Genomic DNA, 21767 nt, shown 5'->3' on the forward strand with positions numbered 1-21767 from the left:
ATTCACTTTGTGAAATGCGTCATTGTGACACCTGTTTTTTCGAACATAAACTCAGTAAGTGGATCCGGGTAACCTTCGGAGAAGACAACCTTTATTATCCCCGCATTGATTATTAGTCTGGCGCAGATGGAGCAAGGACGATGAGTAACGTATATAGTGGATCCATTAGTCGAGATTCCGAATTTCGCCGCTTGAGACAGTGCGTTTTGTTCAGCATGAGCGGCGTAACATATCTCCTGATTCTGGCCGGAAGGTATTCCCAGAGCATCCCTTATGCACTCTATCTCATCGCAATGAGGGAAACCCGAAGGCGGTTGATTATAGCCGGTCGAAAGAATCCTATTCTCCCTCACTATCAGAGCGCCCACTTTTCTATGATGGCAGCTGGATCGCTCTCTAACCTGGTATGCGAGTCTCATGAAGTAAGAGTCCCAGCTTTCGGTCTCATTACTGCGTTCGTGAATAGAGAACCTCTTCAGATAGTCGGAAAGCTCTTCCACGGTCATTATCTCAGTCCTTCCAGAAGTTCAACATGGTTCTTCTCTTCGCTGATTACCTTTTCGAGAGCTTCGACAGTATCGGCCTTTGAGTTCTTCAAAAGACTCTCGTAGAACGCTATGCTTTTCTTTTCCACTTCTATTGCATGTTCAATAGCCTTTTTATAGTCTGAGCGACTCATCGCGTCCTTCAATTCGTCAGAAAACACACTTGCCTCGGTTAAGGCCGCCATGTACTGACGTGCATCGTCCCAGTTTATAAGTTCTATGGCCTCCTCTTCAAATCTCCTGAGAAGAGTTCGAAAGGTATCGGCGTGACTTCTTTCCTGAGAAGAGAGGAACCTAAAGACCGAGCCCTGCCGGTCGTTATGCGCGCTCTCCGCCAGTTCTCTGTAAAAGTTCTCTCCTTCAGTTTCGATTCTTAATGCAACCTCGAGTACTTCATGTGGAGAAAGCAATCTCGATCTCCTCCTTTATATCCAGGAGCTGCTGTAACACTCTTCTGGAGACATCCATCCCGAAGTCGTTCAACTTAATTGTACCTTCGTCAGATGAGATATAATCTCCAATACGGGTTTTTATCTTTGAAACCAGGAGAGAAAGAAGCTCCCGAGAGTACACCAGATCAGACAGATCCACTCCTTCTGCCAACCTCAGTCCCATAAAGAGAGTTTCAAACAACTCCTGAACAGCATCGTTTTCTGCGAACTCGGCGATCGGTTTTATCTTCTGGTTGACCAAACTGCTGTAAAGTTGAAGGTCTTCGGTATTGACGTATCTCTTGCGATCCAGATGACCGCCGGCAGAAACCCCGAAACCCAGATACTCCTCGTTTCGCCAGTACTTCAGATTATGAAGACATTCACTACCATCTTTTGCCCAGGATGATATCTCATATCTCTTGTATCCCATGCTGGCCAAAGATTCAAGAACCATGTCGTGATGTTCTGCAATTGCTTCGGAATCGGGCAACTCAATGATAGCATCGTGTACCCGCCTCATCAATTCAGTTTCGTGATCTGAATCAAAGATATAGTATGAGATGTGATCGGGGGAAACCTCTTTGATCAGCTCTAAATTGGCAATCACGTTTTCTCTGTTTTCACCGGGTAACCCGAGAATGAAATCGAGATTCAGATTATCGAAAGTATCTCTGCTCAAGAACAACCTGCCCATAAGATCGGCGGGAACGGGTCTATCGCAACGCTCCAGTATACTCCGCTCGGATGACTGGACTCCCACTGAAAGCCTGGTGAAGCCAGTAGATCTCCATGCCAGGAGATGCTCTTTATCGAGCTCCCACGGGTTGGCCTCTATGGTAGCCTCGGACACATCTGTACCCAATGAAAGATTGATATGCGATACGATTTCCTCCATTAGGTCAATAGGATACAGCGAAGGTGATCCGCCTCCGAAGTACAAGGTATCGACGATTCCCGGGACCTCATACATCTCGATCTCCTTCTTCAACGAATCATGATAGGCCTCGACCGATTCCCTGTCGAATTGGATTGTGCAGAAATCGCAATAAGAGCATTTTCTAGCACAGAAAGGAATATGCACATACGCTCCCACACCCATCAGAATACAAGCCTCATGAAAATCCCGTTAAGATTGAAGTTTGTGACTGAGATACCCGCAAAGACCGAATCGTCGCTCCCAAGCTTCGAGATAAGCATCTGTGCATCGATCCCTCGCATGCTTACCATGACTGTCGGCGAAAGCATTAGTCTCAGGTCGCCAGCCGGGACTATGAAATTCCCGGCGAAAGCCACGCCGAGATCGAAGGAAAGATAGTTCATCCCTATCCCTATACCGTAACCGACCTCTCCGAGCGAGTCGTTAGTCTTGAGATCCACAGTGGCGACAACGTTACTCTCTGCATTCTTTATCCTTAGGCTTCGCTCATATTCCTTTGCATAAAGATACAAACCTATATCGTTGAACGAAAAGGAGTCCTCCCCATGGAGGAATACGCTGAGGCCTCCATTGAGCTGACCCAGCGGCAGACGTACCCAGTTCCTCGCCAGATACTTCATCTTACCCACCGTTGAAAGCTCGAGTTCAAGAGTAGTGTGAGAAAAGATGGGGATCTGATTTGTGTTGGTGACGTACCTTACACCCATGAAAAGCCCCTCGTTGCTGGCAAGCAGCGATCCTCTGAAAAGACCGTCTTTGGTCTTCAGCTTAAGAAATCCGGTGGAGTATTCCTCCCAAGTGTCCACATAAGTTACCCCAACGTAGGGGATTCCCGAGGCCAAAGCTAGTGTCAGATAAATATCTTCATATGCCCGTATGTCCGCAGAAACGCTCCACCCAGCATTGTTCAGCTTGATCTGAATTTCGGAGAAGATCAGAACTCCCAGAAAAACAACTAAGAACAGGCAAAGTCTCTTCTTCAATCTCTAAGCAGCCTCCTTGCGATTTCATTTGCCTTGGACGGGTTTGCCTTTCCTTTGGTCGCTTTCATGACCGCTCCCACGAAGTATCCAAGGACTCCCTCCTTACCGTCTCTAAACTGCTGAACGGCTGCAGGGTTGTCATTCATGGCCTTTCTAACTGCATCTTCGATCACGGTGTCATCGTCTATCTGTTGAAGTCCCTTTTCTCTAACCAATTGAGTCGGTGACTTTCCGTTCTCCACGATCACTGGAAAAATGTCTTTTGCTATCTTGTTTGAGATCTTGCCCTGCTCAATTAGATCGAAAAGCTCCTTGAAGTTCTCCGGACTTACCTTCACCTCTTCCAGGGAAAGTTGCCTATCGTTCATAAGCCTCATAACCTCGCCCATAATCCAGTTTGAACTCTCTTTGGGCTTTCCGGTGGCCTGCGCAACCTCTTCAAAATAAGAAGAGATTTCACTATCTGAAGCAAGAACGGAGGCGTCATAGCCGGGAAGCGAGTATTGCTCCATGAATCTCTCTACTTTCTCCCATGGAAGCTCCGGAAGACTTCTCTCAATTCTCTCTATAAGATCATCGCTGATGATAAGCTCTGGGAGATCAGGTTCGGGGAAATAACGGTAATCGTTCTCTTCCTCCTTTGATCTCATAGAATATGTTTCCTTTGAAGAGAAATTCCAGGACCTGGTTTCTTTTGCGACATCGACTCCTGAAGCCAACGCCTTGGAAATCCTCTCCTGTTCAAATTCCAGTGCCTTCTCAACGAACTTGAAGGAGTTGATGTTCTTGACTTCTACCCTGTTAGAGCTTCTCCCACTCTCGTCAACCATCGAGATGTTCGCATCGCAGCGCAATGCGCCCTTCTCCATGTCTCCAGAACACACACCCAGGGCCCTTAGCGTATCTCTGAGGAGTTCCATGAAGATGCGGGCCTCGACCGGACTCTTTAGATCTGGTTCTGTAACAATTTCAATTAGCGGAACCCCGCACCTATTTAGATCCAGATAACTTCCCGACGATCCGGTTATTGATTCCGTTCCCTGATGAACCATCTTGCCCGCGTCTTCTTCTATGTGAATCCTGCGGATCCTAATTCTTCGCTTCTCTTCGCCGTTTACGAGATACAGGTAACCGTTCTCGGCTATCGGGAAAAAATATTGAGTAATCTGATAACCCTTCGGCAGATCCGGGTAAAAGTAATTCTTTCTGTCAAAGACCGACCGCCTGTTGATGGTGCAGTTCATAGCGATTCCGGCCATTACGGCGAACTCGACTACCCGTTCGTTTAACACCGGTAAAGTGCCGGGTTGACCTGTGCAGACAGGGCAAATAACAGTATTCGGTTCAAGATCGAAAACATCGGCCCGACAGCTACAGAATGCTTTGGTCTCGGTTTTGAGCTGAGCATGGATTTCCAGCCCGATCACAGTCTTATACATTATTTCGCCCACCTTTCAGGGATCTTCGCCAGTCCGTTTTCATAAGAGGGAGAGAGATCCTCAATCCCCCCGGCAGCATTCAGTAGTGAGACATCACTGAACCTCTTCCCTGTGAGAAGCAGACCGACAGGCAAACCGTCAACCAGGCCTATAGGAACTGAGATCGACGGAAGCCCTGCTACATTTGCGGGTATAGTATATATATCCATAAGATAGTAGGCGAGGGGATCGGTTATCTCGCCAAGTCTCGGAGCAATGACTGGCGAAGAGGGATTTACAATGTAATCATATTCATTGAGTACTCGGTTGAGTTCACCGGCCATGATCCTTCTTGTTTTCAACGCTTTTCTGTAGTACGCGTCATAATAGGTAGCGCTGAGAGTGAAAGTTCCAAGAAGAATCCTCCTTTTCACTTCTTCTCCGAAACCGCTGTCTCTGTTCTTGTTTATGAGACTTTCATAGTCTTCTGCGGGACTTCTCGACCCAAATCTGATTCCGTCATAACGGGCGAGATTCGAGCTTGCCTCGGCCGGAGCGATCAAGTAATATGTGGCGACAGCATACTCGACACTAGGAATCGAAATCTCCTCTACTTTTGCACCGGCGCTCCTCATAGCTTCCATCATTGACAGGAATCTCTCTTTGACTCCCGAATCCAAACCCGGGTAGTTAAGCATCTCTGAAGGTGCAGCAAACTTCAGCCCCTTAACATCGCTTTCAATAGAGACATTGAAGTCTAGATTCCTCCTTAGAGTATTTGAATCCTTCGGATCGTGGCCTGCAATCATCGCCATCACTTCTGCGGCGTCTTGTGCACAGCGCGTCAATGGCCCGATCTGATCCAGCGATGAGGCAAATGCAACCAATCCGTATCTCGACACAAGGCCATAAGTCGGTTTAAAACCAACGATTCCGCACATGGAAGCCGGCTGTCTTACCGACCCTCCGGTATCACTTCCCAATGCAAATGGGGCAAGACCCGCAGCAACTGCTGCTGCGCTTCCACCACTGCTGCCTCCAGGAATTCGGTCGAGATCCCAGGGATTTCTGGAAGGTCCAAACGCGGAGTTCTCAGTTGAGGAACCCATTGCGAATTCATCCATATTGGTCTTGCCGAGTATTATTCCGCCTTTATTGTTCAGCTTGCTGGTAACAGTGGCATCATAAGGAGACTCATAGTTTTCGAGTATTCTACTCGCACAGGTTGTTCGAGTCCCTAGCGCCAGAATATTATCCTTTAGAGCATAAGGAAACCCTTCCTTTTGCGAATCGGAAGGGTTGCTCACCTGAAGAAATGCATTCAGTTTGTCGTTGTATCTATCAATTCTCTCTCTATAAAACTCAAAAGAACCTCTTAAGGACATGATCTCTGAAAGCCTTAGATTCAGGGGATTCTTCGTCACGAAAGCCACCTCCAGATATTCAGGACAATTCTAACATTTTCAGAGCACTTCTAACAGCAGAAAACGACCGAAATTGATTAAAAGGCCCATTTATGAATCTAATGCCCTCTGCCATGGTGAGACTTTAGCAGCCACAAAATGTTCGCAAGGTTGTGGTTGGACTGTATGAGACAAATAAAAGAGAAGCCCTTCGTTCAGAGCGAGGAACTTTTATTCGTCCTATGATGCGCTGTAAGCTGAAAGATCAGTTGCAAGTTCTCAGTTCCAAGTTGCAAGCTGTTGAGCAAAAACATCACATCCCGTCATGCTGAACTTGTTTCAAAATACTGCTCTCAAGGTTTTTCGAACCTGCAAGTTGCAAGTTATAAGAGCAAAAGCCAATACACTCTATAAGTCTTTTGAAATGCTCTTCTCGGTGGACGGTGGACCATTGACGGACAACGTTGTCTTCGTCAGCGACCAGCGGGTTCATGTTCTTAAACGCACAGCGGTTCTTACATTCGAGATCCCGATCAGTTTCATATCGGGATGACAGTCCTTCACGTCATCCTGAAGTGCTCCTGTTCAGGATCTGGGCTTGGGTCTGAGCGAAGGACGGTTCTCCACTTGTAACTGATCTTAGATCGAGATTCTGAATCAGGTTCAGACGAGATGTGCTTGACCAAGAACGAAGAACCTGGACGCGAAGCGTCGGAACGAAGAACCGTTCTTCACGAAGGACGGTTCTTCAAAGCCATCAGCGGGTCCTTGCTCATAAGCGTACTGCGATTTTTAGGAGCGGGATTCTGAATCATTTTGGAATGACGACTGGCTACTCCCTCTACCCTCATTCTATACTCTCTGCTTTCTCTCTTGTGACAATACACGAGAATGACGGAATCCTAGACGAAGAACGAAGAACCTGGACGCGAAGCGTCGGAACGAAGAACTGTTCTTCACGAAGGACGGTTCTTCAAAGCCATCAGCGGGTCCTTGCTCCTAAGCGTACTGCGATTTTTAGGAGCAGGATTCTGAATCATTTTGGAATGACGACTTGCTACTCCCTCTACCCTCATTCTATACTCTCTACTTTCTCTCTTATGACAATACACGAGAATGACGGAATCCTAGACGAAGAACCAAGAACCTGGACGCGAAGCGTCGGAACGAAGAACCGTTCTTCACGAAGAACAGGTCCTTGCTCAACGAAGAACTCTCACTCTTTTCCAATACTCAACCCGCCGCGTACCTTGATGGCCCTTATGTTTCTGGAGGACCGACATTGATCGTCAGCCAGTAATCTCCAATAGCTTTCGCAACGATCAGGAATTCGTCAAAATCGATCGGTTTGACAAGATAGGAGTTCACTCCGCAGTCATAGCAAATTGCCCTGTCTCTTTCTTCACGAGAAGATGTAAGGACGACGACAGGGATCCTTCTTGTGAGTTCGGAATGCTTTATTTCGTGAAGAACTTCATGTCCAGAAATCCCGGGTAATTTGAGATCCAGCAAGACAAGATCAGGCACAGGGAATGCCTCTCTATCTTCGTATCGCCCTCTGCCAAACACATAGTCGAGAGCCATTTCACCGCTCTTTACAATCTCGACTCGGTTCGTAAGTCCTACCTGTCTGAAGGAGTCAAGTGTCAGTTCGACGTCCATCTGGTTATCCTGGACGAGCAGTATCAAAGCTTCTTTCAAAGCCTGGCCTCCTTAATCTTCACTATGAACTTTGCTCCTTCTCCCGGCACTGATTGCACAGAAACGTCCCCACCCATCAAAGTGATCGACTTCTTCACAATAGCCAGACCTATACCGCTTCCCGGGAAGTCTTCGCTAGAATGGAGCCTCTGGAATATGTTGAAGATCCTCTTATGGAATTTCTGACTTATTCCTATTCCATTATCTTCAACAATCAGGTGTACCCATTCTCCTCTTCTTTCAGAGTATATCTTCACTGCGGCTCGTTCTTCTGGTTTGTGATAGGTCAAGGAGTTTTGAAGAAGGTTGATAACCGCCCTTTTCATTAGCGTGCGATCTACATAGACATTTGGCATCTCAGAGGCGGTCTGCACCGAAGCATACTCCTCTTCAATTCTACTTGACAGTGTAGAAACGCATTCATCAACTATTTCCTTCAAAGAATGGATCTCTAGGTTAAGGGGAGATCTACCTACTTTTGAGTACTCAAGAAGGCCCGTTATCAGCTCCGACATATCCTCCCCGGCCTTGAGTATGAACCCCAGATAGCGAGTGCCTTCTTCAGGAATAAGTTCCGAGTAACGATCCGAGATTATCTTAGAAAAGCCATTAATTGCTCTCAGGTGAGCTTTCAGATCATGGGCCATTGAGTAAGTAAAGGCCTCAAGCTCCTTGTTTACCTCCTCAAGCTCTTTCGTTCTGCACCAAACTCTCCGTTCAAGTTCTTGAAGTGTTAACTCGCGCTTCGTCACATCTTCAAACACAGCAACTATTTCATCCGGCCTGTTACGGTAAACGAAGTTCTCAACTCTTAGATCCAGTTTACCGTCACGGTAGTTCATTACTGGATGATGCTTGGAGCGTCCGGTCTTCCAAACCTCAATCATCGTGTCATACAACCCGAGTTCAACTACTTTCGGGAAGACCCCCCGCACACTTCTTCCAAGGATCTCTTCTTTCGTGACCCCGGTTATCTTGCATCCGGCGGGGTTCATATCGAGAAATACCACATCTTCTCCTGAGTTAGTAACCTTGTATATGGCAATGCCAGCATTCATGTTCATGTACAGCCTTCTGAAACGGAGTTCACTTTCCTTGAGAGCGGCTTCTGCTTTGTGCTGTGCGGTTACGTCTTCAAGGATTCCAAGCATTCCCTCGAGATCTCCCTTTTCATTCCTTATCGGAGCACTGAATAACTTCACCACAACTTCACTGCCATCCTTTCTGAACCTTACAAATCGCTTTCCGTGAACCGATAGACCTCTCAAAGTCTCTTCGTTGATTCTAGCGTGTTCTTCTCTCATGTTTTCCGGAATGTAGGGCAGGGGTTTGCCTATTACCTCCGAACTCTTCCAGCCAAAGATCTTTTCAGCCGCCTCGTTCCAGCTTCTTACTCTGTATTCGAGATCAAGACTCACGATGGCTATCGGAGAATTCTTAACGATTGTTGCCAGTCTTTTGCTTGTAGCCGCCAGCACTCTCTCCGCTATCTCTCCGCGCCGCTTGGCTGATTGCGCTGTCATAGCCCACCCAACTACCGTAGTTGCTGCTGGATAGATAAGCATAACCGGCAGTGCGGCAACGGCGTAAAAAGTCTCTCGGCTTGGCGATGGGAGAAGAAGCATGCATAACAACATAAAAACATGTACGAGGATTCCAAATAGGTACAACTCAACAATCGAGTGGCGTGTCCTTCTCTCTTTCAAAAAGTGTCGCCAAAGGAGACCGACAGAAACCGAGCTGATAATACTACTTATGCCGGCGAGCGTACCCCCTCCTCCCATGAACATTCTCATAGCAATGCTCATGGAAGCCGCGATCAAAGAAGGCACGAGACCGAAGTAGAGGCCTATAAGCCCAAGGACAACGGATCTTGTATCGAAAACTACTCCAGGAGCTAGCTGCCATGAGTTGAGCATTACGGCAAGAGTGATCATACCGAGAAACAAAGCTGAGATCACTTGACTTGAGAATTGTCTGCTCGGCGAAGATCGGGCATAGAAGAGCCCATAAACAACCGCAAGAGTTATGAGTAACGCTGCGTTATTTATCAAAGCTATAAGTGCTTCTCTTCCCATAGAAAATCCTCCTGCCAGTCTGCCTTAATTACTTCTACAAGAATTATAGTCTTCGCTCCTGTTGAATAAGCACCACAGAAAGACAATGCCCGATGATTTCTGTTGGGTTTCTGATCAATGAGTGTTGTTCGTACTTCTTAAGGAAGGTTCTTTCGTGCTATCATCAAGTGGTTTCAGGAGGTGTCTATGGTTCGAACAATATCTGATCAAGAGCCTTCTTCTCCAGTAGTGAGTATACTTTTTGTAGAGGATTTAGTAAGTGATGCCGAACTGGCAAAGCTGGAAATAACTAGAGGGCTGGCGGATTGGGATTTAAGTCTGCGTTTTCTTACCACGGACAATTGGGAAGGATTTCTAGACGCTATTAGCACTTTTAAGCCCACTCTGATAGTCTCAGACTTCATGATGCCCGGCTTCAGTGGTATGGAAGTGATAGAACTAACGCTCGAACACGCTCCGAATATTCCGGTAATTATCCTGACAGGTTCTATTAATGAGGAGACTGCAGTCGAATGCATGAAGGCCGGTGCAACAGATTACGTCATTAAGGAGCACATCTCAAGGCTTCCCTTTGCTGTTAAAGACGCCATTAGAAGAAAAAAGGAAGAGGAGCTTAGAACTTCTGCCGAAAGGGCTCTCGAAGAAAGTGAAAGAAAGTTCAGACTAATCGCCGAAAAGGCCAGCGACCTGATATACAGAATAGAGCTTTATCCCGAACAGAAGTTTTCGTACGTCAGCCCATCATCTACAAAGCTTACGGGTTACACTCCAGAGGATCACTATGCCAATCCAAATCTTGGCTTCGAGTTGGTTCATCCAGATGATCGTGAAAAGTTGAGAGATTTGCTGGAGCATGTAGATCGTTCTCCAGTAGTACTTAGGTGGATCAAAAAAAATGGCGAAGTAGTCTGGGCAGAACAGCTTAATGTTCCAGTTTACGATAATGACGGAAGGCTGATCGCTATAGAGGGGATTGCAAGAGATGTAACTGAGCGCCAGAAGGCAAACGAAGCTCTGAAGCGAGCCTTCAATTCTGTAGTCAGTGTTCTCTCTGATATGCTGAACCTTAAGGATCCATACACTCAGTTTCATGAGAAGAATGTTGCGAAGTTGGCCTTAGAAATAGCAGAAAGAATGGGTCTTGACGAGTTTGCTATTGAGTCTATAAGAGTTGCTTCGATGGTTCACGATATTGGGAAGATAAATATTCCAACAGAGATTCTATCCAAACCAGGAAAACTGAGCGATATCGAGTTCGAGATGATCAAGAAGCATCCCGAAACCGCATATGAAATCCTTCGAAAGGTCGACCTACCCTGGCCCGTTGCAGATATTGTCTACCAACATCATGAGCGGCTGGACGGTTCAGGCTATCCTAGACATTTGAAGAGTGACGAGATTTTGCTAGAAGCCAAAATCATTATCGTTGCAGATGTGATTGAGGCGATGAGTTCTCACAGGCCATACAGGGCGGCGCTTGGCTTTGAAGCTGCGATAGAAGAGATCAAAAAGAACGCAGGAGTTCTCTACGACGCTGAGATCGTCCAGATTTGTACTTCCATCCTTGAAGAAGGCTTCAGATTCTGATTCGTGCTCCGATCACGGACTAAGTCTCCGATTTGGCAGCCAGCTCGTCGTACACTGAAGCGGAATCTCGCTTGAGTCACTTAGCTGAACTCACTGCCAACCTCCTATACAAATAAGAGCGAAAAAATAAGAACCGCCCATGATGGGCGGTTAAGAATAGGAAGTGTTTACGCGAAAATAATAGGCATTGAATTATAATAACACAAGCTTCTGAATAAACTCATTAATCGACCGGAACATACGATTAACTCTTCGATAAGAAATGATGATTATTGTCCTTGATACTGCCGTGTTCGCTCCAGTGACTGATTCTACTCACACCTCTTTTGCGATTGAGTAATCCCTTTTGGTGCGCTGATATACGAATAATGAAGTCTAAATCTAACTCAAAGGGAGGTGTTCTTAATCTTCTTCAATTTGATTTTGAATAGATTCTATTTTGATGCATTAACTCTCTCTTGAGTAGATTTAATTATGATGCATTACGATCCTGAATACTCCCAGGATGCTCATCCATCCTTAGCTGCCACTAAGGATGTGGTTGAAAACTTGAATGTCACTTGATTAGTAGACTTTTCCTTATTAATTATGATAAGGTCCCTATTTGTTCTAAGATCCGCTGTGCGCTTAAGAACAAGAACCCGCTGATCGCTGTGAAATACGGTTCGCCGTTGACCGTTCAAGATCATGAACCCGTTCACCGAAAAGGCCGCTGTACGCTTAAAAGCGGAGAACTCGCTGGTCGCTGACGAAGACAACGTTGTCTGTCAACGGTCCGCCGTCCACCGAAATCGTCGTCAACAACAATCGAGAAAGAGCATTGTCGAGACTTTCGCTACGCTCACGAGAAGACGAGAACTCTCTCCTGTTTCTCGTCCTCTCTCCTCATCTCGTACTCTCGATGCTCTTCTTTGAAACAGACACCCTCCGCCACTTTGTGGCCCTCCTCCCTCAAGGGAGGACTTAAGATCATCATCCAAAGAGCTTGATAGGTCTTGAAGCTCTGCTCGGAGAACGGAGAACCGTTAACGTATAACCGTTCTTGCAACTTGCATCATGGAACTTGCAACTCTCGGTCTTGGAGAACGGTGAACCGATAACGGACAACCATTTTCTTATTCAACTTGCATCTTGCAACTTGGAACTGATGAGCAGGAACCTGGACGCGAAGCGTGGGAACGAGGAACTGCTCTTGTTCCTAAAAATGGAGTCCCTATTTGTACTACAGCCTTGCAGATTTTATCGCCCTGATGAAGATTTGAAGAGGTCTCTTCGAATAGTAGACTTTGGCGAATTTTTCATCCTTCAGGCATTCCTTTTTGAGAGAGTCGAAAGTCTGCATCACTTTTCACCTTCAAGAAGCGTCTTTATCGGGTCTTCCGAGTCATCTAGAATGTCGTCTTCGAATGTCAGCAGGTCGTCTTTAAGCTGAAGCATCTCCTCGTCCTTCGAAGCAGAGAGGAGTTCAATAATCTCATCGAATACCTTCTTCCTTTCGCTTGCGTCGATCTCCTCGAGCATCTTCCATACTCTGTCGAACATGATCACTGTAATCACCCCCGGTGCCTTTTGTCTCAATGCTGAAGGTTAATCAAGATTGGAGTCTGACCATATTTTATATTAGCTCGACCATGTATCGATAATATGTATCTCAAATGTGGCAGTCTGTGCATTGCACGCGATAACACGCTTGTTATTGAATTTTTTTTCCTCGAAGCGACGCTCTCGAGAATGTTCTTTCCCGACTGTTAATATCGAAGAAACGTGATGCTGAAAGAAGTTCAGACGGAACTTGAGTTTTTTGCTCTATGGCTTGCAACTTTCATCTTGGCACTTGCAACTGATCTATTTCGAGGACGGTGGACCGATGACGGACAACGTTGTTTTCACGTGAACCATAGTGGTTTATTCTCTTAGAATGTGGGTGCCCCCGTAGGCGGAGCAGTAGAAAGGGTGTGCTTAATTTCTCTTTTCTGTCCTTAGAAACACTCTCACAGACTTTTACCGTCGATTTCACCTTCATGCGAAAATGGAGTCTGACCCTATTTAGAGCTATTCATTGTTTCAATGCTCTGCTTGCCTGCACCATCCACCACTTGTTCGTATATAGATACAAGACCTTCAATAAGCTCTGATTCCCCCATTCCAGTCTTTTCGACGAGTTTTTCAAGTGCTTCCTTCGCCTTAGAGTTAAGCTCTACAACAGAATCCGCTTTCGGTGTGATGCGCAGTTTTCCTCCAAGAGCATTGACGAGTGTTTGCATAGTTTTGAATGAAAGATTCTGTTTGCCAGCTTCGATGCGTGAAAGAGTAGGCACAGCTATACCTGTAAGATTACTTAGATCCTTTTGTGTCAGACCTTTTTCGATGCGCAAATCAGTAAGCGCGTTTACAAAATCAAATAACGGACCGAATTCTTCCTGGGCTTTCTGGTACCCCTCATTCTTCTCAAGTCTCTTGAGAAGTTGCTCAAATGTTGCCATATTACTCACACCCTCCTAATGACATCAAAACCTAGAAATGTATCGCCTGTATCTTTGTTTTGCCGTATCTATATCTCTATTCTGCTCTGCCTTACTTCCTTTAAAACCTGCACAAACAAATACTAGGGTCTTAGTCTGCCCATGAGCGCCAAAATAGATGCGTATTTGCTTCTTAAGGAGCGTCGATTTGTCCCTGTACTCAAAGATGTCGAATGATGCTATTCCTTTTAAATGCTGGTCGTAACACTCCTGGGTGACTCCTTTTCCCTCTGCCAGTCTCTTTATGAACAAGTTCAGTATTCTTGCGGCCGTCGCACTATCCTTTTCATAGAGGGTATCAATGAAATCACCGACATAATCGTTGCTGCGTTCTTCATCGAAAAAATAGACTGAGTAATTCTTCCATCTAACAAGTTCCATAACTCCTCCACCAGACATGTTAATGTTAGCATATATGTTAACATAAGTCAAATCTTCGCTATTGTCTGGATAATGCCTTCGGCAAAAGTACAGCAGTTCTTTCCTGACTATAAGAACGAACAATAGCATGCGGCAAAGAGGATGTTGCTCATTAGTTTTCAAAGCAACTCTATTCGAAGTAGGGTCTTGAAGTCTGTAAATGTCTTCAGAATCGTGCTCAGTGTCTTTCAGTTTGTTCCACCAGCTTCTTCCCGCCGGTGTAGATCCCCAAGATGTAATTATGCCCTTAAGTCATCAGAAGGCTTTCACGACTTAAAGCCGTTCCTTCCTAGAAAGTCTTCCACTGCTGTAGTCGAGAAAATCAAGAAATCTTTGATATCTTCCCAACTTCTTCTATGTTTTTTTGCGTTCACTTCCTTAGCTTATCGAGGGCGAAGTCATGAGCTCGATAATCAAATCATCTAAAGATAATGCAATGAAAAAACCCGCGTCTGCCAGAAAAGCCATGGAGTGATCTCTCTGCATGGGGGTGTCTTCGTGGGCGTAGCAGGAAAAAGGCTCCGTTTTTTCTTTTTGTGTATAAGTAGCCCCTCACAGTTTTTTGCCTTCGATTTCTCGTTTAGTGTGAAAAATGGAGTCTGACCCTTTTTAATATGAACCGCTTTCCGCTGATGAAAAACCACGTTGACCGTCATCGGTTCTCCGCTCTCCGAGGAAAACTCGTTCTTCGTTCCAGAGCGAGGACCTGTTCTTCGTTCTTGGTTAAGCCAAGAAGAAGAAGATCGAAAACAAAATTCAGCATCCGACTCTGAAATGATTGCCTTAGGTTATTTGGAGAACATCGCATCCCGTCATGCTGAACTTGTTTCAAAATACTGCTCTCAAGGTTTTTCAAACCTGCAACCACCTACCTGCAACCTCGGTACTTCAAAACCAGATCCCGTGCAATTACATCACGGGAAGACAGTCCTTCACGTCATCCTGAAGTGCTCCTGTTCAGGATCTGGGCTTGGGTGTCAGCGAAGGACGGGTCCATGATCTGGGACGAGTCACGAAGGACGGTTCTCCACAGCGATCAGCGGGTTCCCCGCTTTTAAGCGCACAGCGGTTCTTACATTCGAGATCCCGATCAGTTTCATATCGGGATGACAAAGTAAGGGATTGACATAAGGAGTACTCGGGATGCAGGCCTTAGATTATTTGGAGAACATCGCATCCCGTCATTCTGAACTTGTTTCAAAATACCGCTCTCAAGGTTTTTGGAACCTGCAACCTCGGTACTTCAAGACCAGATCCCGTGCAGACCCATCACGGGATGACGGTGTGGGGATATTACGGCATGACACTGAACAGAGCCCCCAAACAGGAGCCCTGAACAGGTGCATATCAGGGCAGGCTCATTGGGGCAGGCTCTACAGGATGACAAAGTGAGTGGCTCTGATCATATTGCTTCAATTTGCTTCTTGAGGATTGTGTCAAGCTCTTGCTCTATGCTCCTGAGCTACCACCCGCGAGATCCACGATTAAGGCGATCTTTATTGGTGATTGTATTTCTCCAGGAATTTAATTGCATCTTCTTCGTCCAGTGGTTTGCTGATCAAATGTCCCTGTATTCTATCGCAACCCCATTTCTCCAGATACTCTTTCTGCCTTTCGTGTTCTACCCCTTCAGCTATAGTACAATGACCTAGCTTATGTGCCATCGAAATGATGTCACTGGTGATGGCATCATCGCTCTCGAGATACTGCAGCCTTTCTATGAAGGATTTGTCTATCTTGAGACAGTTCACGTTTAGATCTCTTTCCCGTGCAAAAGAGGAGTATCCGATCCCGAAGTCGTCTATGGCTGTATGAATCCCTATATCACTCAGTTTGCCAAGAATACGGTTTATTTTTTCGTGATTCGAGGCAAATACCGACTCGGTGATCTCGAGTCCAACATTTTTAGGAAGGACCTGAGTTTGCTCTATCATCTCAAGAAGGCTATCTGTGAAACCGTCCCTCAATAACTGGATGGCTGAGACATTGATTGAAACCCCGATCGATCCATAACCACTTCTCTTCAGCTTATTCAAGAAACCGAGTGCCTGGAGAATAATCTTCCTGCCGATCGGAACGACAAGATTTGTTTTCTCGGCTATCGGGATGAATTCCAGAGGCGGCACCGGGCCAAGTCCTTCAATACTCAATCTCGCCAGAGCTTCAAAACTGCTTATCTTATTAGACTTCAGATCAAGAATCGGCTGGAATTGCACGAAGAGCCCAAAATCCTTCTCGTCTGTCGAGATTTTCGCCAGTTCTAAGGTTATCTGCTGTTCTCGAACCATTTGTTTCTCAATTTCTTCGTTATAGAAACAGATTCCAATGTTTCTATCATATATGTTGAAAGCCTTCTCAGATGTGACTAGAAGCCTTCTCAGTAGGAGATCGACATCCTTCTCATCGCCTTCACCGATTTCAATTACTCCAATACCACCTTTAATCCTTTCCATCAGAAGGACAGGCTCCAGTTGCTTTGCAACTTCTATGGAAAATTTCGTCAGTTCGTTCTTGTCTTTATAGCCCTTCAAGTAGAATACGAATTGATTCTCGTATGTGTTGAAAAGCAGGCGCCTATCTGTGCAGAACTGCCTCAGCATATCTGCAATCTTCTTTATAAAGTCCTGAGTGTATTGAAATCCATAAGTAGATGTCAGTGACTGCACTGTACTTAAATCCACGCTCACTAAGGCTCTTTTCACCCGCAGTCTGTTCTCATCATCTCCTTCCAGAAGAGTTTTCAGGTAGTTGCGGTTATATAGGCCAGTCCAGCTATCGTGTTCAGAGCTATATCTGAGTGTATTCTCGAACTCCTTACGGCTGGATATATCCTTAAGAAGGGCAATATGGCCGCTTTCACTCTCGCCCGGCAGATGGAAGGACGCCACTGTCATTTCAACCCATACAGAAGAACCATCTGGCCTGACAAACCTCTTCTCCATTGTATAGCTCTGGATTTCACCTGATTTCAGCTTTCTATAATTCTCTAGATCCTTCTCCAGATCGTCTGGATGAGTAATACTTGCCCAGCCAAGCTCAATCAACTCCTCTTTCGTTCTACCGGTAATTTGCTCGAATGCTGAGTTGATCTGTGTTTCTGGATCCACATTCTTATCTTGGGGACCGCTAGCGTAGGAAATCGAAATTCCAATCGGTGCCCGGCTAAAGATTGTGTTGAACACTGACTTTAGCTCGACTTGCTTCTGTTCTTCCAGCTGCCGACTTCTGAGCAATTCAAGATGGATATTGACTCGAACCTTCAAAGCATTCATACTAATAGGCTTCCTTATGTAGTCCACAGCACCAAGTTCCAGACCTTTGCTTTCGTCTTCCAGTTCTTCATAGTTTGTCAGTATTATTGTTCGTACTCTCTTATAGCGATCATCCGCCTTCAGCGCCGCTAGAACCTCGAATCCATTCATTCTGGGCATATTAAGGTCGAGTATGATCAGCTGAATCTCTTCGTGCTCATCTATTCTCTGCATTGCTTCCACGCCATCACTAGCTGTCAGGAGATCGTACTCGCTCAACATCTTCTCAATCATAAGGCGATCAGCCGCCGAGTCATCGACAACCAAGATTTTCACAGGCATAAATCATCTCCCTTAAGCAATAAACTAACCTCAAATCACAAAAAAAGGAGGCTTGAAGAACTACCTCCCTTACTACGCTCTCATTGAATGAGATCCATACATTGGAATGCATCGAAGAGCACATTGTAAATGGTTGGTCCAAGTTTCCGCTCGCAATGAATAACACGCGGGTCTCTTCGTGGGTCGTTTCTCCTAATTCCCGAAGACCAGCAAAAAGAGGGACGAGTTCTGCATTGAGAAAGGGCACCGTCTGTACTTCAAACAGGCTGATGGTCTCGAAAAAACAACCCTTCTTGAATCGATTACCTACTTCGTTTTGTCCGTTATCTTCCATGTCTTTCTCCTGGCAGTCATATAACAGAATCGCTAGTATCTGAATAATAGCATATGTTCTTTGTTTCACAGTGCCAAGAGAATTGGAGTCTGACCCTGTTCATTCGGATAACAATCATAAGTGCATCTCTTTGATTATCATCCATGATCTCATCGGGGCAGACATCTTTTGCCACCTTCCACGTGACCTCAAGCACATCATAATGCGCTCTTATTCCTGACTTGTAGAAAGCATTACAAAGAATTAGGAGTCTGACCCTATTTTGACACTCGTTTGCTTCTTGATGAACTCGGTAAAACTCCTTTTTTGCTCCTGACCAACCACTAACAACGGCTATGAAAATCGAGTCTGTCCCATTTGTTTGAAAACTCATTCTTCGTTCCAGAGCGAGGACCTGTTCTTCGTTCTTGGTTAAGCCAAGAAGAAGATCGAAAACAAAATTCAGGATCCGACTCTGAAATGATTGCCTTAGGTTATTTGGAGAATATCGCATCCCGTCATGCTGAACTTGTTTCAAAATACTGCTCTCAAGGTTTTTCGAACCTGCAACCACCCACTGCAACCTCGGTACTTCAAGACCAGATCCCGTGCAGACCCATCACGGGATGACAGTCCTTCACGTCATCCTGAAGTGCTCCTGTTCAGGATCTGGGCTTGGGTCTTGACGAATGACGGGTTACCAATAACCAACAACGGACAACTATTTCTTCTGCTTGCAACTGACAACATGGAACTTGGAACTGCTTCTTTCCGGTGGACGGTGGACCGTTGACGGACAACGTTGTTTTCATGTGAACCATGTTGGTATATTCTCTTTGACTGAGGGTGTCTTCGTGGGCGGAGCAGGTAAAGAACTCCGAATAACTTTTTTGTGTCTTCGTGAACGCCACACAGATTCTAATCGATAATCACTCCGCTTCACTAGTAACGTCAATTTCAATCATCAAAACGCTTCTTCAGGAAACTAGGAACAGAATCCATGAAGTCGACTCAATGTGAAAAGAGGGGGCCTTGCAATATATTAAGTCTTCCGCTTTGGCCATTCTCAAGGGCAGATTCTAGACAGCTATGAAATCATTATAGTTTGGACTATAATAGTCATGACTATTATTAGTGGAGTGATTACAGTGTTCATCGGCAGGAAAACGGAGATCCGAATTCTTGAGAGAGAGTATGAAAGAGATGGCAGCTCCTTTGTGATCCTGTACGGAAGGAGAAGTATAGGAAAGACAACCCTTATAAAGCAATTCATGCAGGGAAAAGACTCTCTCTATTTTCTTTCTACCGAGGAAGAAGAGGGGCAGAATCTCCAATACTTTCAATCGCTTTCCTTTGACAAGACAGGCCTGGAGATACTGAGTTCAGGAAACAAATTGGAATGGCAAAGCATATTCGACCTGCTCACGAAAGGGCAGGGGAAAACGATAATCGCAATCGACGAATATCCTTACCTTGTAATGTCGAGCCCGGGCTTTTCCACGAAACTCCAGCGAATCTGGGACGAAATGCTCAAGAATAGAAACGTTATGCTGATTCTCTGTGGCTCGCTGATAGGAATGATGTACTCCGAAACGCTGGATTATTCTAGCCCTCTCTACGGGCGCAGGACGGCCCAGATTAATCTCAAACAGATTCCCTATTCGGACTTTGCTGATTTCTTCCCGGAGAAGAGCGATGAGGATCTTCTCACCATCTATGCGGTTACGGGCGGCGTGCCTCGATACATAGAGCTCTTTCAACCCGGGAAAGACTTCATTGAAAATATCACCGACAATGTTCTGAAAAAGGGAAGCTATCTCTATGAAGAACCGATCTTCCTATTAAACAGGCAGTTCAGAGAGACTAGAACCTATTTCTCCATACTGAAGACGATCGCCGAAGGGAGCCACAAATCCTCTGAAATCTCCTCACGTCTAAATATGAAGCAGCCATCTATTGGTTACTACATGAACGGGTTGATGGATATGGACCTCGTTGAAAGAGAGGTGCCGGTGACCGAGAAGAACCCTGAAAAGAGCAAGAAAGGGCTTTACAGGATAAAGGACAACTTCAGCCAGTTTTGGTTCAGGTTTGTGTATCCCTTCAGGAGTTACCTAGAAATGGAGAACACGACCCCTGCAATCGAGAAGATCCGCACGAGCTTCATCGATAGCCACTTGAGTTTCGTTTATGAGAGAGTCTGCCAGGAAGCTCTGAAAGAGATGACAGGCGCAGGCTTCTTTGGAAACCGGATTTCAAGAATCGGACGATGGTGGAATTTGAAGGAAGAGATCGATATTGTTGGCGTAGACAGGGATAACGTCCCGGTTATCTTCGGGGAATGCAAATACCGCCAAGAGCCAATGGGTATAGATACTCTGAGAGAACTCCAGCGGAAGGCCTCGACAATTACAGAGACTACCGACAGGATTTTCGTGCTTTTCTCCAGAAAGGGTTTCAGCAAGGAATTGCAGAACTACTCGCAAAGAAACAAGAACGTATTTCTCTTCGATTTTTTCAAGAGAATCATATAACTCAATGTGTAGCAGAAGAATTGTGAGCCCTCATATGAACCGCTGTCCGCTGCAAGATCAGTTGCAGGTTCTCAGTTCCGAGTTGCAAGATGCAAGTTGAATAAGAAAATGGTTGTCCGTTATCGGTTCACCGTTCTCCGAGGAAAACTCGTTCTTCGTTCCAGAGCGAGGACCTGTTCTTCGTTCTTGGTTAAGCCAATAAGAAGAAGATCGAAAACAAAATTCAGGATCCGACTCTGAAATGATTGCCTTAGGTTATTTGGAGAACATCGCATCCCGTCATGCTGAACTTGTTTCAAAATACTGCTCTCAAGGTTTTTCGAACCTGCAACCTCGGTACTTCAAGACCAGATCCCGTGCAGACCCATCACGGGATGACAGTCCTTCACGTCATCCTGAAGTGCTCCTGTTCAGGATCTGGGCTTGGGTCTCAGCGAAGGACGGGTCCATGATCTGGGACGGGCAACGAAGGACGGTTCTCCACAGCGATCAGCGGGTCCTTGCTCCTAAGCGTACTGCGATTTTTAGGAGCAGAATTCTGAATCATTTTGGAATGACGACTGGGCACTCCCTCTACCCTCATTCTATCCTAAGTTCCCGAAAAGTCTAACGATGAGAACCTTCGTGAAGCGTTGAAAAGACTAAGTTAGAGTTATTTTCTATAGGTTTATCCCTCGTTATATATTATAATGTATGTAACGAGGTGAAGAGATGGGGATTGTCTATCAGAAGAACAAGAAAACAGGAATCACATATGTCTACAAAAACGAAGCCTATTGGGACAGGGAAAAACAACAGTCCAGAGCCAAGAGAACCTTAATCGGCAAGCTGGATCCAGACACTGGAGAAATCGTACCGACCAGACCATACAGGAAGGATTCTGAACAGAAGGATGGCATCTTGAGAAAGCCTGGACCTGTACCAATAACCAAAATCCGAAGGGATTTCTATGGTGCTTGCTATCTTCTCGATCAGGTTGGAAAGATAACCGAAGTCGCGGCCGATTTGAAAGCCTGCTTTCCCGACCGTTATAGAATGATTCTATCGGTAGCCTATTATCTTATTCTCGAAGAGAATAACTCACTCAGTCGGTTTTCTCATTGGCAGAGACTGCATGCCCATCCTTATGGAGAAGACATACCATCACAGCGCAGCAGTGAGCTGTTCCAATCCATTTCAGAAGAAGAGAGGATGATGTTCTTCAAGAAGCAGGGCAGACGTAGAATTGAGAAAGAATACTGGGCCTTTGACATCACTTCCATCTCCAGTTATTCGGAGACACTGAGACAGGTCAAGAAG

Annotated in this window: 16 protein-coding genes and 1 pseudogene; 3 read left to right on the forward strand and 14 right to left on the reverse strand. The window is 45.7% G+C overall.

Annotated elements, in window-relative coordinates; genetic code table 11:
• Positions 1-2 precede the first annotated feature (2 nt).
• The 8 genes from V512_RS00810 to V512_RS00855 all read right to left on the reverse strand — a co-directional run bounded on the left by V512_RS00810 (position 3) and on the right by V512_RS00855 (position 9499).
• On the reverse strand, positions 3-506 hold the full coding sequence (locus tag V512_RS00810) for a dCMP deaminase family protein (protein WP_099828568.1): 504 nt from the start codon (positions 504-506) through the stop codon (positions 3-5).
• A complete protein-coding gene (locus tag V512_RS00815; protein WP_099828569.1) occupies positions 506-955 on the reverse strand; it encodes a ferritin family protein in 450 nt (149 codons plus the stop codon). The genes V512_RS00810 and V512_RS00815 overlap by 1 nt, the downstream gene beginning before the upstream one ends.
• Positions 939-2078: a radical SAM family heme chaperone HemW gene (hemW, locus tag V512_RS00820; protein ID WP_099828570.1), complete on the reverse strand. Its 1140-nt coding sequence runs from the start codon at positions 2076-2078 to the stop codon at positions 939-941. Before hemW ends, V512_RS00815 begins: the two co-directional genes overlap by 17 nt.
• Positions 2078-2899 (reverse strand): hypothetical protein, encoded by an 822-nt coding sequence (locus V512_RS00825; protein WP_099828571.1) that lies wholly within the window; start codon positions 2897-2899, stop codon positions 2078-2080. The genes hemW and V512_RS00825 overlap by 1 nt, the downstream gene beginning before the upstream one ends.
• Positions 2896-4341, reverse strand: a complete 1446-nt coding sequence (gatB, locus tag V512_RS00830) for an Asp-tRNA(Asn)/Glu-tRNA(Gln) amidotransferase subunit GatB (protein WP_165775314.1) — start codon at positions 4339-4341, stop codon at positions 2896-2898. The genes V512_RS00825 and gatB overlap by 4 nt, the downstream gene beginning before the upstream one ends.
• A complete protein-coding gene (gene gatA / locus V512_RS00835) occupies positions 4338-5741 on the reverse strand; it encodes an Asp-tRNA(Asn)/Glu-tRNA(Gln) amidotransferase subunit GatA (protein WP_099828573.1) in 1404 nt (467 codons plus the stop codon). Before gatA ends, gatB begins: the two co-directional genes overlap by 4 nt.
• A 1239-nt stretch (positions 5742-6980) precedes the next feature.
• Positions 6981-7421, reverse strand: a complete 441-nt coding sequence (locus tag V512_RS00850) for a response regulator (protein WP_099828576.1) — start codon at positions 7419-7421, stop codon at positions 6981-6983.
• Positions 7418-9499 (reverse strand): PAS domain S-box protein, encoded by a 2082-nt coding sequence (locus tag V512_RS00855; RefSeq protein WP_099828577.1) that lies wholly within the window; start codon positions 9497-9499, stop codon positions 7418-7420. The genes V512_RS00850 and V512_RS00855 overlap by 4 nt, the downstream gene beginning before the upstream one ends.
• A 186-nt stretch (positions 9500-9685) precedes the next feature.
• Between V512_RS00855 and V512_RS00860 the strand changes: the two genes are divergently transcribed.
• Complete coding sequence (locus tag V512_RS00860) at positions 9686-11086, forward strand: HD domain-containing phosphohydrolase (protein WP_099828578.1); 1401 nt, start codon at positions 9686-9688, stop codon at positions 11084-11086.
• A gap of 1222 nt (positions 11087-12308) precedes the next feature.
• Here the strand turns inward: V512_RS00860 and V512_RS15260 are convergent.
• The 6 genes from V512_RS15260 to V512_RS00905 form a co-directional block, all read right to left on the reverse strand.
• Entirely contained in the window at positions 12309-12431 is a 123-nt protein-coding gene (locus tag V512_RS15260; RefSeq protein WP_279300407.1) for a hypothetical protein, read from the reverse strand.
• Positions 12428-12628 carry a hypothetical protein gene (locus V512_RS00870; RefSeq protein WP_146739767.1) on the reverse strand — a complete coding sequence of 67 codons (201 nt, stop codon included), beginning with the start codon at positions 12626-12628 and terminating at the stop codon, positions 12428-12430. The genes V512_RS15260 and V512_RS00870 overlap by 4 nt, the downstream gene beginning before the upstream one ends.
• Before the next feature lie 500 nt (positions 12629-13128).
• Positions 13129-13569 (reverse strand): helix-turn-helix transcriptional regulator, encoded by a 441-nt coding sequence (locus V512_RS00875; protein ID WP_099828581.1) that lies wholly within the window; start codon positions 13567-13569, stop codon positions 13129-13131.
• A 24-nt stretch (positions 13570-13593) separates the two neighbouring features.
• Positions 13594-13989, reverse strand: a complete 396-nt coding sequence (locus V512_RS00880) for a hypothetical protein (RefSeq protein ID WP_099828582.1) — start codon at positions 13987-13989, stop codon at positions 13594-13596.
• A 1535-nt stretch (positions 13990-15524) separates the two neighbouring features.
• On the reverse strand, positions 15525-17621 hold the full coding sequence (locus V512_RS00895; protein ID WP_099828585.1) for an EAL domain-containing protein: 2097 nt from the start codon (positions 17619-17621) through the stop codon (positions 15525-15527).
• 350 nt (positions 17622-17971) lie between these two features.
• Entirely contained in the window at positions 17972-18472 is a 501-nt protein-coding gene (locus V512_RS00905; protein ID WP_133117304.1) for a hypothetical protein, read from the reverse strand.
• Between the two features lie 610 nt (positions 18473-19082).
• On the opposite strand from V512_RS00905, the gene V512_RS00910 reads away from it, so the two are divergent.
• Positions 19083-20468 carry an ATP-binding protein gene (locus V512_RS00910; protein ID WP_165775313.1) on the forward strand — a complete coding sequence of 462 codons (1386 nt, stop codon included), beginning with the start codon at positions 19083-19085 and terminating at the stop codon, positions 20466-20468.
• 711 nt (positions 20469-21179) lie between these two features.
• Positions 21180-21767: pseudogene (locus V512_RS00915) on the forward strand (transposase); the annotation flags it as partial.

It is taken from the genome of Mesotoga sp. Brook.08.105.5.1 (assembly GCF_002752635.1).
Lineage (GTDB): Bacteria > Thermotogota > Thermotogae > Petrotogales > Kosmotogaceae > Mesotoga.

Coding starts and splice junctions, on each gene's coding strand:
- V512_RS00870 (WP_146739767.1), bottom strand. CDS start 12,628: ATGTTCGACAGAGTATGGAAGATGCTCGAGGAGATCGACGCAAGCGAA.
- V512_RS00880 (WP_099828582.1), bottom strand. CDS start 13,989: ATGGAACTTGTTAGATGGAAGAATTACTCAGTCTATTTTTTCGATGAA.
- V512_RS00860 (WP_099828578.1), top strand. CDS start 9,686: ATGGTTCGAACAATATCTGATCAAGAGCCTTCTTCTCCAGTAGTGAGT.
- V512_RS00895 (WP_099828585.1), bottom strand. CDS start 17,621: ATGCCTGTGAAAATCTTGGTTGTCGATGACTCGGCGGCTGATCGCCTT.
- V512_RS00855 (WP_099828577.1), bottom strand. CDS start 9,499: ATGGGAAGAGAAGCACTTATAGCTTTGATAAATAACGCAGCGTTACTC.
- V512_RS00810 (WP_099828568.1), bottom strand. CDS start 506: ATGACCGTGGAAGAGCTTTCCGACTATCTGAAGAGGTTCTCTATTCAC.
- hemW (WP_099828570.1), bottom strand. CDS start 2,078: ATGGGTGTGGGAGCGTATGTGCATATTCCTTTCTGTGCTAGAAAATGC.
- V512_RS00875 (WP_099828581.1), bottom strand. CDS start 13,569: ATGGCAACATTTGAGCAACTTCTCAAGAGACTTGAGAAGAATGAGGGG.